This window comes from Pseudomonas sp. JL3 (assembly GCF_031570575.1).
GTDB classification, from domain to species: Bacteria; Pseudomonadota; Gammaproteobacteria; order Pseudomonadales; family Pseudomonadaceae; genus Aquipseudomonas; species Aquipseudomonas cucumis.
Window position 1 is genome coordinate 37,943 of the sequence record NZ_JAKWJK010000010.1, and the last position, 12,319, is coordinate 50,261.

Annotated in this window: 11 protein-coding genes; 6 read left to right on the forward strand and 5 right to left on the reverse strand. The window is 60.4% G+C overall.

Annotated features, from left to right (window positions below):
- Positions 1–8 precede the first annotated feature (8 nt).
- Positions 9–815, forward strand: a complete 807-nt coding sequence (locus tag MMG91_RS17625) for a DUF4892 domain-containing protein (RefSeq protein ID WP_310660264.1) — start codon at positions 9–11, stop codon at positions 813–815.
- 69 nt (positions 816–884) lie between these two features.
- Entirely contained in the window at positions 885–1,940 is a 1,056-nt protein-coding gene (locus MMG91_RS17630; protein WP_305505262.1) for an AI-2E family transporter, read from the forward strand.
- Between the two features lie 70 nt (positions 1,941–2,010).
- Here the strand turns inward: MMG91_RS17630 and lapD are convergent, their stop codons facing one another.
- The 4 genes from lapD to MMG91_RS17650 form a co-directional block, all read right to left on the reverse strand.
- Positions 2,011–3,951, reverse strand: a complete 1,941-nt coding sequence (gene lapD / locus MMG91_RS17635) for a cyclic di-GMP receptor LapD (RefSeq protein ID WP_305448703.1) — start codon at positions 3,949–3,951, stop codon at positions 2,011–2,013.
- Positions 3,952–3,973: 22 nt separating this feature from the next.
- Positions 3,974–4,681 carry a cysteine protease LapG gene (lapG, locus tag MMG91_RS17640; protein WP_310660265.1) on the reverse strand — a complete coding sequence of 236 codons (708 nt, stop codon included), beginning with the start codon at positions 4,679–4,681 and terminating at the stop codon, positions 3,974–3,976.
- Positions 4,682–4,805: 124 nt separating this feature from the next.
- Positions 4,806–5,201, reverse strand: coding sequence for a YbaN family protein (locus MMG91_RS17645; protein WP_310660266.1), 396 nt, complete (start codon positions 5,199–5,201; stop codon positions 4,806–4,808).
- A 10-nt stretch (positions 5,202–5,211) separates the two neighbouring features.
- Entirely contained in the window at positions 5,212–5,799 is a 588-nt protein-coding gene (locus tag MMG91_RS17650) for a YecA family protein (protein WP_007895005.1), read from the reverse strand.
- A gap of 273 nt (positions 5,800–6,072) precedes the next feature.
- Between MMG91_RS17650 and recQ the strand changes: the two genes are divergently transcribed.
- From recQ to MMG91_RS17670, 4 genes are all read left to right on the forward strand, one after another.
- Complete coding sequence (recQ, locus tag MMG91_RS17655; RefSeq protein WP_008010974.1) at positions 6,073–8,199, forward strand: DNA helicase RecQ; 2,127 nt, start codon at positions 6,073–6,075, stop codon at positions 8,197–8,199.
- Between the two features lie 120 nt (positions 8,200–8,319).
- A complete protein-coding gene (locus tag MMG91_RS17660; RefSeq protein ID WP_007895007.1) occupies positions 8,320–8,754 on the forward strand; it encodes a MarR family transcriptional regulator in 435 nt (144 codons plus the stop codon).
- Positions 8,755–9,147: 393 nt separating this feature from the next.
- Positions 9,148–10,956, forward strand: a complete 1,809-nt coding sequence (locus tag MMG91_RS17665; protein WP_310660267.1) for a FimV/HubP family polar landmark protein — start codon at positions 9,148–9,150, stop codon at positions 10,954–10,956.
- A gap of 109 nt (positions 10,957–11,065) precedes the next feature.
- Complete coding sequence (locus MMG91_RS17670) at positions 11,066–11,353, forward strand: SelT/SelW/SelH family protein (RefSeq protein ID WP_310660268.1); 288 nt, start codon at positions 11,066–11,068, stop codon at positions 11,351–11,353.
- On the opposite strand, the gene MMG91_RS17675 is transcribed toward MMG91_RS17670, so the two are convergent.
- The gene (locus tag MMG91_RS17675; RefSeq protein WP_310660269.1) at positions 11,347–12,240 is read right to left on the reverse strand and encodes a DMT family transporter; all 894 of its coding nucleotides are present in this window, start codon (positions 12,238–12,240) and stop codon (positions 11,347–11,349) included. The genes MMG91_RS17670 and MMG91_RS17675 overlap by 7 nt on opposite strands.
- Positions 12,241–12,319: the final 79 nt, after the last annotated feature.

Genomic DNA, 12,319 nt, shown 5'->3' on the forward strand with positions numbered 1-12,319 from the left:
GTCTATCCATGCGTTCACTCACTCTGCTGGCGCTGTGTTGTTTCAGTCCTCTTTTATTTGCTGCTGATATCCCTGGCAGTCAGGACCTGCCGATCGTTCCGCGTATGGTCGATGCGCAGATCGTCGACTATCGCCCGGCTGTCGAGCTCGAGCGGATTTACCCGCTGGGTTCGATCCGCAAGATCAGCGGTCAGTTGCGCTTCGACGGCCAGGTCAGTGCCCGTGGGCACGCCACCTCGGTCACCTACGAGTTGCCACCGGAGCATTCCTCTATCGATGCCTTCACCGCCGCCCGCGAAGCGTTGCAAAAGCAGGGCGCCGAGTTGCTGTTCTGGTGTCAGGCACGTGATTGCGGCGAAAGCAGCCTGTGGGCCAATGAAGTCTTCGGCAATGCCAAGCTGTATGGCGCCGATAACCAGCAGGCCTATTTGCTGCTGCGTCTGGCAGCCCCTCAAGACAACACGCTGGTGGCGCTTTACAGCATCACTCGCGGCAATCGCAAAGCCTATCTGCACGTCGAGCAGTTCGACGCTGCCGCACCATTGGGCGATTTGCTGCCAACTTCCGCGACCTTGCTGCGACAGCTCAAAAGCACCGGTGAACTTGATTTCCCCAAACTCGACGGGGACCCAGACGACACCTGGCTGCGTTTGATTTCCCGAGGCCTGAACCTGGACACCACGTTGCGCGTCAATGTTTCGGGGCCCAATGCCGAAGCCTGGCGCCAGGCGCTGATCGCCCAGGGCGTGCGGTCGGCACGGATGGAAACCGGCAGCGTCGAAGGCTCTGGCCTGCACTTCGAGCTGTTGCGATAAGCTTCAATTGGGCGAGCGCGTTCGGCGCGTTCGCCTACTCTTCGTTGACTGACTTTTTCGAGACATTACATGCCCAATAACGATCGGCTGTTGGTGCAGATTCTGCTCCTGGTGCTGTTTGGCGCGAGCTTCTGGGTGATGGCGCCGTTCTGGTCGGCGCTGTTCTGGGGCGCGGTGCTGGCGTTTGCCAGTTGGCCGTTGATGCGTTTGTTGACCCGTTGGCTCAATGGCCGTGAATCCCTGGCGGCGCTGTTACTGACGCTGGGCTGGATGCTGTTGGTGGCAGCACCGCTGGTGTGGCTGGGCTTCAACCTGGCGGATCATGTACGCGATGCCACGGCGTTCATCAAGGATGTGCAAGTCGACGGTCTGCCTGAAGCACCGATCTGGCTGGGCAGTATTCCCTTGGTCGGCGAGCGGTTGGTGGGGCTCTGGAACAGCATCGATCAGCAAGGCGCGGCGATGATGCTGGCGATCAAGCCTTACCTGGGGCAGGTCGGTAACTGGTTGCTGGCGCGCAGTGCACAGATCGGTGGTGGCATCCTTGAGCTGACGCTGAGTATTGTCTTTGTGTTCTTTTTCTACCGGGACGGGCCGCGGTTGGCGGTGTTTGTCCATGGGTTGCTGGAGCGGCTGATTGGCGACCGCGCCGGATATTACATAGACCTGGTGGCGGGCACGGTGCAGCGGGTGGTCAATGGGGTGATCGGTACGGCGGCGGCTCAGGCCGTGCTGGCATTGATCGGTTTCCTGATTGCCGGCGTGCCCGGCGCGTTGGTGCTGGGGATTGTGACGTTTTTGCTCAGTCTGATTCCGATGGGGCCGCCGTTGGTGTGGATTCCGGCCACGGCGTGGTTGGCCTGGAAGGGTGAGTACGGGATGGCGGTGTTCCTCGGGATTTGGGGGATGTTCATCATCAGCGGGGTCGACAACGTGCTTAAGCCCTACCTGATCAGTCGGGGCGGGAACTTGCCGTTGGTGATTGTGCTGCTCGGAGTATTTGGCGGGTTGATTGCGTTTGGGTTTATCGGTCTGTTCATCGGCCCGACGTTGTTGGCCGTGGCTTATAGCCTGCTGACCGACTGGAGCAAGAGTCAGGCGCGAGTCGAGGATCGCCGGCCCTGAGGTGCCGGCATCGAACACCTGCTCGCGATGAACGATGACGCGCTGTATCTGATGATGCGTGCCTTGCGACTCACATCGGCTCCGGCGGCCCGATCAGTCTTCCCATCACCCCGAACACCCCCAGCTCCCGAATGACCTCCAGCTCCTCCTGCGTCTCCACCATCTCGGCAATCAATGGTAAATCAATACTGTTGGTCGCCCGGAAAATTGCCTCGATGAACAGGCGCTTGTCAGTCTGTTCATTGATACCCCGAATGTAGGCCCCGTCGATTTTCAGGTAAGCCAGCCCCAGTTGTGTCAGGTTGCCGATCTGGCTGAAGCTGCCGCCGAAGTGCTGCAAACCGATGCGATAACCGGTGTTGAGCAGGCTATGGCTCAGGCGTTGCAGCTCTTCGGGGGGCGGCAGTTGGCGTTCGTCGATTTCCAGGGTCAGCAGCGGCGCCAGTTCCGGCAGTGATTCAAGTATGTCGCAGATCAGCTTCAGCTGGGTCTGATCGCGTAGCGTGCTGCCGGACAAGCTCAGCGCGAGCGGCCAACGGTTGGCGGCGAGGTATTCGAGGGTGGTTTCGAGCATCGCCAGGTCGAACCGTGCCGCCCAGCCAAGGCGCTCGATCCACGGCAGGAAATGCCCGGCGGCAATTGCCTCGCCCTGCGGATCGAGCAGACGTGCGAGGACTTTGTGATGCAGCACCTGGCTGGTGTCGGCGCATTGCACCACCGGTTGGAAATACAGCTGCAGCTTGCCCTCGGTCAGCGCTTCGTCGATCCAGCTGCGCCAGTCATGTTGGGACTGGTTCGGAGCGGTATCGGAATGGGCCAAGTGTATCCACGGCCGCTCGGGGTGCTGTCGGGCCTGGGTCAGCGCTTGATCAAGGCGCAGCAGCACGTCGCTTACCGGTTCACCGGGGTTGTAGGCGACGACGCCCAGGTGCGCCACCGGCATACAGTCGCTGGCACCGGTCAGGCGCAGGTTTTCCAGAGTGGCGCTGATTTCGGAGGCCAGGCGGGTGGCATCCTTAGTGTCCACGCCCGGCGTCAGCAAGCTGAATTCACCGCCGCGATTGCGCGCCGCAAGCCAGGTTCGACGTTCCGGTGGCTGCGTCAGGCGCTTGAGCAATTCGCCGACAGCGCCGATCAGGGTATCGGTGCGCTGGCCGCCCAAACGTTGGTTGAGACCGATCAGGTCATTGATCCGCAGCATGAGTAAATGGCCGTCGCGGCTTTGCTCGGAAACCAGTAGTTCATCGGCCAGTTGCTCATCCAGCAAGCGCCGGTTGGCTAAACCCGTAAGACTGTCCTGATAAGCATCGGACCGCAGTTTTTCGCTGCGCGTGGCCTCTTCTTCGAACAGCGCCTTGAGTTTCTCCACCATCTGATTCATGGCCAGCACCACGCGTTTGAGTTCCGGAGTGCGCGGCAGTTTCGGCAAGCTGCGGAACTCGCGCTTACTGATGGCTTCAGCCTGTTTGACCATCTTGTCGAGTGGGCGCAATTGGCGGCGCAATAACCAGCCCCCAAATACCGCGCTGAGCAAGCCGCAAATCAGCAGCCAGATCAGGCTGCCGAGGGTGCTGTCCCAGAGTTTGGCCAGGGCGAACTGCGGATTGCTCAACACTTCGACCCGTGCCGCCTGCTCCCAGCCACGCATGATCAGTGCATCGCCACCCTGTGGACGCAGGTTCACCAAACTCACAAACCAGCCGGGAACGCCCTCGATTTGCGTTGGCACGCTACGTTCCACCAACACCTGTTCATCCACAATATTGACGACCCGGATGCTGCTGAAATAGCCACTGTCGAAAATCGAGCTGACCATCAATTCAGTCATCGCCGGGTCGTCGATCTGCTCAGTCAGCGAAAGGCCCAGTGCCGTGGCGGCGTCCTGGGCGTGGGAGCGCAACTGACCGAGCATTTGTTCGCGAGAGCTTTCCAGGCTGACAAAAAAACTGCCGCCGAAGGCCACCAGCAAGAACAGGCAAATGGCGAGAAACAACTGTTTACGCAATGACATAAAACGCTCCTTGCAATAGCGGCTAGCCTTCGCCCACGGCGAACCCTTCAAATTGCATCTTTCTCAACACGTCTTGCCAACGCGACAGTTTTTTCGAGTCGCTGCTGCGTTTGCCGCCATTGGCTGCCGGCAAGTACAGGCCTTCGGCGTTGAAGGCGTACACCGGCAGCAGGTCTTTGCGCTGGGAGGCGGGACGAATTTCGTTGCTCAGATTGTCCAGCACCAGCGGATCGGCCGTGGGGCTGCTGTAGAAGGTCAATACCATGTGCGCCTGATTCTGGGTCAGGGCCTTGACGTAGGTGATGCGCAGTTTCTCGCTGGGAATGCCGAGGTGACGCAGGCTGAAATATTTCGCCAGGGCGTAGTCTTCACAGTCGCCTGCTGCCTTGATCAAGGATTCCACTGGTGTGGCCCAGTAATCGGTCTGATGCCAGATACGTGTGTCGTCTTGAAAACTCAGTTGTTGATTGAAGAAGCTATTGACCGCGTTCAGTTGTTCGTGCTCGAGCGAGTTGAGTTCGCTTTGCAGCATTTGAGTCCAGGCCTCGATCCGTCCCCGAGCCAGACCAAGGGGGCCGTAGCGTTTTTGGACCGTTTGCAGAATCTGCGCAAAGTCGTGATCAGCCGAGAGGCTGCCTGGCCCTGCCAGCAGAAAACTCGTCAGCAGCAGCCATCCGCCGAACCGAAGTCGGAGCGTTGACCTTCCTGGACTACGCAGACTGCGGGACATGTCTGGCTGCTCGGGTGCAGATGTCTGAAGTCTAGGCGGTGTTTTCAGCGAGGAAGAGCAGGTCGTCGGACGAAAGACGCAGAGTTGATGATCGTTCCCACGGGGACCGTGGGAACGATCAATCTCAAGATTTGTGCAGCGTCTTCTGCCGAAGGATATAAACCGTCACCAGCGCCGCACTGGTCAGCATGAACCCGCGCGCCCACGGCAGGGGCACCAGATAGCAGGACAGCAGAATGCTTGCCCACATGATGCCGATCGCATAGACCTTGCCCTTGAGCGGAATGCCGTTGCCACTCAGATAATCACGAACCCACGGCCCAAGCCGTGGATGTTCCACCAGCCACTGATAGAAGCGCGGTGAACTGCGGGCGAAACAGGCGGCCGCCAGCAACAGGAACGGTGTGGTGGGCAGCACCGGCAGGAAAATCCCGATCACCCCCAGCGCTACGCTCAGCCAGCCGATGGCCAGCAGCACGTAGCGCAACATCAGGGAGCGGTTGCCTATGGGGTTGTCCATAGGCAAAACCTTAGTGGTGACGTGGCTTGAGAATCGCCGGTTTTTCGTCTGGCGCGTTGCACAGCAGGTACAGCGCGGTCAGGGCTTCCGGGATCTGCACGATCATGTCGTCCATCAGGTTGGCGTCGGCCGCGATGTCGGAGAACTCAGGCTGTTCGTCGAACAGACCCGAACCGACCATGATCGGCAGCAGCATTTCGCTGACTTCGTCTTCGGCGGTTTCGAACCAGGCTGCTTCGCGCAGGAACACGCCTTCCATGAAACCGATGCACCAGCCGCGCAGGTCGGAATCATCCGGGTCGTCGCCCAGGTCGAGGTCGCACGGCAGCTCGAACTCTTCGTCGGACGCCAGTTGGCGGGCGATGTGCGCCTTGAGCAGCAGCAGGGTGGACTCGATCGCTTCACGCTCGGTGTCGTCGGCGTAATGCGGCTCTTCGGCGAACAGCGCATCGATCCATTCACGGTCGGGAACGCTTTCGGAACAGATCGACAGCGCGGTGAGGTAGCCGTGGGCGGCCACGTAGTCCAGCGCCTCGTCATGCAGCTCGTCGGCGTCGAGGAAGACTTGCAGGCGGGTTAGTTGCTCAGCGAAGGACATTAAAGGGCTACCTTGGGGAATATACGATGCGGGAATTCTAGGCCTTCTTGAGCGCTCAGGCCAGCCGCGCGGCATTTTTGCGCGCCCGTGCGTCTTATCAGCGGCACCCTTTGCCGGACAGGCGTCGGGTATACTCGCGCGTTTTGTGATGCCCTGCTGGCGTCACGGCTGAAATGTGCAGGGTCATGCAATGCGCACTTACGATTTGTCGGTGCAGCTTTCATGATTCTGAACCAGCCTTGCAGGGATGTTTCGGTGATTTTTGGAGTTTTTATGCTCGAACAGGCTCAACGCGTCCTCAAGGACATCTTCGGCTACGACAGTTTCCGTGGCCGTCAGGGTGCAATCATTGAGCGCGTGGCCAGTGGCGGCGACGCCCTGGTGCTGATGCCTACCGGTGGCGGCAAATCCTTGTGCTTCCAGGTGCCGGCACTGCTGCGCGAGGGCCTGGCGGTGGTGGTGTCACCGCTGATCGCGCTGATGGACGATCAGGTCGCCACCCTCGAAGAGCTGGGCGTCGCCGCTGCGGCGTTGAACTCCACGTTGAGCGCTGAGCAACAGCGTGATCTGGCGGCGCGGATCAAGCGCGGCGAGGTGAAAATGCTCTACCTGGCACCCGAGCGCCTGGTTCAGCCGCGCATGCTGGCCTTCCTGCAAAGCCTTGAAATTGCCCTGTTCGCCATCGACGAAGCGCATTGCGTGTCCCAGTGGGGCCACGACTTCCGTCGGGAATACCTGCAACTGGGTCAGTTGGCGGAATTGTTCCCCAACGTCCCGCGCATTGCCTTGACCGCCACCGCCGACAAGCGCACCCGCGAAGAAATCGTCGATCGCCTGCATTTGCAGGATGCCGAGCGCTTCCTATCCAGTTTCGACCGCCCCAATATTTTCTATCGCATCGTGCCCAAGGAACAGCCGCGCAAGCAGTTGCTGGCGTTCCTCGCCGAGCGGCGCAGCGATGCCGGTATCGTTTACTGCCTGTCGCGCAAAAAGGTTGATGAAGTCGCGGTGTTCCTCAGCGAGCAAGGTTTCCCGGCGCTGCCGTACCACGCCGGTCTGCCCAACGACACGCGGGCCCATCACCAGAAGCGCTTCCTCAACGAGGAAGGGTTGATCATGGTCGCCACCGTGGCGTTCGGCATGGGCATAGACAAGCCTAACGTACGTTTTGTGGCTCACCTGGATTTGCCGAAGTCCCTTGAGGCCTATTACCAGGAAACCGGTCGCGGCGGTCGTGATGGCCTGCCGGCGGATGCCTGGATGGCGTACGGCTTGCAAGACGTGGTGATGCTCAAGCAGATGTTGCAAAACTCCGAAGGCGACGAGCGCCACAAGCGTCTGGAGCAGCACAAGCTCGACGCCATGCTCTCGCTCTGCGAAGAAACCCGCTGCCGCCGCCAGACCCTGCTCGCGTACTTCGACGAAGACATGCCCGAGCCCTGCGGCCACTGCGACAACTGTGTCGATGGCGTGCAGACCTGGGACGCCACCGAGCCGGCCCGTCAGGCGCTGTCGGCGATTTATCGCACCGGTCAGCGTTATGGCGTCGGTCATCTGGTCGACGTATTGCTGGGCAAGGACAACGAAAAGGTTCGCAGCTTCGGTCATCAGCATTTGTCGGTATACGGTGTAGGCAAAGCGATGGGGGAGAGCGAATGGCGCTCCTTGTTCCGACAACTTGTTGCCCGTGGTCTGGCCGACATCGACCTCGAAGGCTACGGCGGTTTGCGCCTGAGCGATACCTGCCGACCGCTGCTCAAAGGCGAAGTGACCCTGGAACTGCGTCGCGACCTCAAGCCGCAAACCACCGCCAAAAGCAGCAAGAGCCAGGCCAGCCAACTGGTTCGCGGTGAAGAACGCGAACAGTGGGAAGCCTTGCGTGCCTTGCGGCGCAAATTGGCCGAAGAACACGGTGTGCCGCCATATGTCATCTTCCCCGACTCGACACTGCTGGAAATGCTCCGCAGCCAGCCGACCTCGCTGGCGGAAATGGCCACGGTCAGCGGCGTTGGCGCGCGCAAGCTGGAGCGTTACGGCGAGGCTTTCCTCGAAGTGCTCGGTGGTCAGGTCGAGGCGCCGAAAGTGGTGGCCGATGTGCGCCACGAGCTGATCACCCTGGCCCGGGCCGGCATGACACCCCTGCAGATCGCCGGTCAGCTGCAATGTTCGGAAAAGAACGTCTACGCGATGCTCGCCGAGGCGATTGGCAAGCAGCAGTTGTCACTGGAACAGGCGCTGGATTTGCCTGAAGAGTTGATGGGCGAAGTCCAGGACGCTTTCCTCGATGGCGAAGGCGAGTTGCCGCCCGTGTCGGAGATTGCCGCGCTGTTCGCGGGGAGAGTTCCGGAAGGCGTTTTGTACTGCGTTCGTGCCGCCCTGCAGTCGGAATTCGAAGTCTGAATGACCTGCGGCACAGATGTAACGATTCAGTACAGAGCAAACCTTGCCTATAGCCAAAGGTCATGCTTAGCTGACTAATAATTAGTTTTTCTCTATTTTCAGTCTAACCATGAGTGTTTTATGCCGTTAACCGATCAACACCGTTTTGGCATGCAACTGGCCCAGATGTCTCGGGGCTGGCGTGCCGAACTGGACCGCCGACTGGCTGGCCTGGGTCTGTCCCAGGCGCGCTGGCTGGTGCTGCTGCATCTGGCGCGTTTCGATGATGCCCCCACCCAACGCGAACTGGCGCAAAGCGTCGGCGTCGAAGGGCCCACCCTGGCTCGATTGCTCGACAGCCTGGAAAGTCAGGGCCTGGTGCAGCGCCAATCCGTGCTGGAAGACCGCCGGGCGAAAAAAATCGTCCTCTGTGCCCCGGCCCGACCCTTGATCGAACAAATTGAAACCATTGCCACTCAATTGCGCCACGAACTGTTCGAAGGCGTTGATGAGGCGGATTTGAAAGTCTGCATGCGAGTCCATGGGCACATCCTGGCCAACCTGGAAAAATCTTGAGGCACAACCACGCGCCGGACTTTTGAGATACCCCGTTGGGCAGACTATAAAGAACTAGGGGGCGTTCTCAATGAGTTTCCCCACCGCGCCGGGTCTGCTGTTGTGCAGGGCAAGGCGCGAGAAGCGTGGTTTGGTCATTCCAACTAAGCATCGAGCAACGCACCCCTGCACAACAGCAGGCCCGGCCCTTCGGGTTGTGCCTTAAAGCGGGCCAGCCTGCGTTGCAGGCCTTGGAAAGGGAACAACCATTCCCAGCGGCCTGCGCCTTGCCTGGCCCGCTTTAAGGCGACAACGCGGAGGGGAAACTCATTGAGAACGCCCCCTAGGCAATATAGTGTTCGTACCGGATGTGCGAATACGTACAGGTTGGTTCTGGTTATCTAAGGGATGCTCATGCTTGAGAGTTGGCACGTTGTATTGCGGTGTTGCGCCAGGCTGCTGCTGGTCGGTGGTGCCGTCACTTACTCGGCATTGGCCCCTGCGCTGGGGCTGGGCGAGATCACCCAGCATTCGGCGTTGAACCAGCCGTTCAATGCCGACATCGCCCTGGTGGACGCCGGTGGTCTGGAGGAGGGCGAGCTGTCGGTCAGCCTGGCGACGGCGGACGAGTTCAGTCGCGCCGGTGTCGAGCGGGTGTTCTTCCTCACCGACCTGAAGTTCACACCGATCCTGCGGGGCAACCGCAGCCTGATCCGGGTAACTTCCAGCAAACCGGTCAATGAACCCTTTCTGAATTTTCTGGTGCAGCTCAATCAGCCCAACGGGCGTCTGCTGCGCGAGTACACCGTGCTGATCGATCCGCCGGGTTCGCCGGGCATTGTTCCCGCCAACGACGACCCCGCGCCGCGCCCTCAGTCTTCCGCGTTCCCGTCCGTCGAACCGGCTGTTGCACCGCCACCTGCTGCGAAGGCGGCGCCCAAGCCTGATGTCGATAAACCAGCTTCCGCGCCTGCGAATGATGCTGGTGCCGAGCAACTGGCCGCCAGCGTGCTGCAGAACCAACAGTTGCAAAAGACCATTGATGAACTCAATGCGAAGCTTCAGGGGCAGGACGAGCAGATCGCCGGTCAGAAAAAGCAGGTGATCGAGCTGCAAACCCAATTGGCGGAAGTCAAACAGGCATCGTTAGAGCCGGTCGTGCCCCAGGTGACGGCACCGGTGCCCGTTGTAGCTGAGGAGTCTGAACCGACTCCATGGCTGTTGATCATCGGGATGCTGGCAATAGTGGCGTTGGCGTTGTTTGGCGTATTCATTCGCCGTCAACGACAGCAGGTTCAGGATCAGGTCCAGCCCGAGCCGTTACCCGTGCTGCCGTCGCGTCATGAACCGGTACTCAACCGTACCGCAGAACCGATCAGGCCGACGTCCCAGCCGCAACCGCTAGCCGGATCGGCCGAAGAGCCTCCCGCAGGCGACGTGCTGGAAGGGGTTGGTATCTATCTGGCATATGGCCGTTTGTCCGAGGCGGCCGGTTTGTTGCGAGATGCGTTGATCAGGGAACCCCAGCGCACCGATCTGGCCGTGCAACTGTTGGAAGTCCTCGGTAAACAGGGGGACGTGCAAGCTTATGACGCGCAGGAAAGTAGCCTGCGAGACGCCGGGTTCGATGCACAGCAACTTCAGGACATCCGCGCCCACCATCCGAAACTGATCAGCGCCGCACCGGTGGTCGCCGCCGTGGCAGTGGCGCCGCCCATGCCTGCAATCCCTGAAGCGGCACCGAGCGATGAGTTCCAGTTGAACCTCGATGATCTGTCGATGGATTCGAATTGGGACCTGATCAGCCCCTTCGAAAGCCCATCATCCAGCGCTAAACCGTCGAATGAGTCAGAGCAGGTAGACGACCCCGGGTTCACCTCGAATCTGCATGTATTGCCCGATGTTTTCGAAATGCCCGAGGAGCCGACGCTGGACGAACCCGAGCTTGAATGGATCGCCGAACCTGACGCCCAATCTCTGGACGAGACCTTTCTCAACGAGTTCAGCGATCCCGGCCAGCCGCTGGAGCTTGAGCCGCTGAATGCTGAATTGATGGATCTTGAACCGGCGGGGCCGAGCAGCGCGGGTAAACTTGAACAGGCCCAGACCTGCATCGACGACGGCGATCTGGACAGTGCCATCGAGTTGCTTAACGAGCTGCTCAAGGAAGGCGATGAACCGCTCAAGGAGACGGCCCGGACGCTGTTGGCCGGTATTCGATAACACTGGCCTCGCTCCTGCGAAATCGCCTGCTCGTCCGCACCATTAACAACGTCGAGGCTGAAGCGCACTTTACCGCTATTGCCCCTCAGGCTCAGGAACTTCGCCAATCATGACCGCACGTAAACCGGAAATCGTCATCACCTATTGCACGCAATGCCAATGGCTGTTGCGCGCCGCCTGGCTGGCCCAGGAACTGCTCAGCACCTTCGGCGACGACCTGGGCAAAGTGTCTCTGGTGCCCGGCACCGGCGGGGTTTTTCACATTTTCTGTGACGATGTGCAGCTCTGGGAGCGCAAGGTCGACGGTGGTTTTCCCGAGGCCAAGGTGCTCAAGCAGCGGGTCCGCGATCAGATCGATCCGGACCGCGACCTGGGCCACAACGATCGCGCTCAGTGAGATGGGGCTTGTGCCGCCACGGCGTTCTTGCTTGAGCTGCCGGACAACCGGCTGGAAACCACGATGGCCACGAGGATCAATGCGCCGCCGATCAGCATGCGCAGGGTCGGGTTTTCATCGAACAACAGCCAGGCCAGGGTGATGCCGTAAACCGGCTCCAGAGCAAACACCACTGACGCGGTCCGGGCTTTGATCACTGCCAGGCTGGCGACGAACAGGCTGTGGGCGACGCCGGTGCAGAACACCCCGAGCAGGCCGATCCACAGCCAGTCGATGGCGCGCACTTCGCTCAACTGCGGCGTCGCCACCGGCAGCAGGCAGATCGCAACCACCACGTTCTGACACAAGGCAGCCTGCACCGGCGGGACTCGTCCGGAGCTGGCGCGGTTAGTCAGGGACAGCAGGGCGAACAGCAAGCCGGAAGCCACCGCCCACAACAGTCCAGTGGTGGCGCCGCTGGCCAGATCGAAATCCGGTGTGACCAGTACCAGTCCAATACTGACCAGCACCACCAGCAGGATTTCATTGGCGCGGATACGCTCGCGGAAAATCAGCCCTTCGAGGATCACGGTAAACGCCGGGAAACTGGTAAAGCCCAGGGTCGCGATCGCCACCCCGGCTACCTTCACCGCAATGAAGAAACTCACCCAGTGCCCGGTCAGCAGCAAGCCGCTGAGCAGCAGGCGGCGCAGGTCCGCGGCGTCGAGTTTCTGCCAGCGGGTATTGCTGGCGAACCGTGCGAAAAACGTCAGGGCAAGGACGGCAAACGCAGCACGGCCGAACACGATGATGGCCGGCGAAGCAGCGGCGAGTTTGCCGAATACGCCAGTCAGGCCGAACATCAGTGCACCGATATGCAGAGCGCCAAGGGCGGTACGGGGAGTCATTGCAATCCTTGATAAATGTATCGAACCCGGCCGACAACCGTCGACCCCTGTAGGAGCTGCCGAAGGCTGCGATCTATTG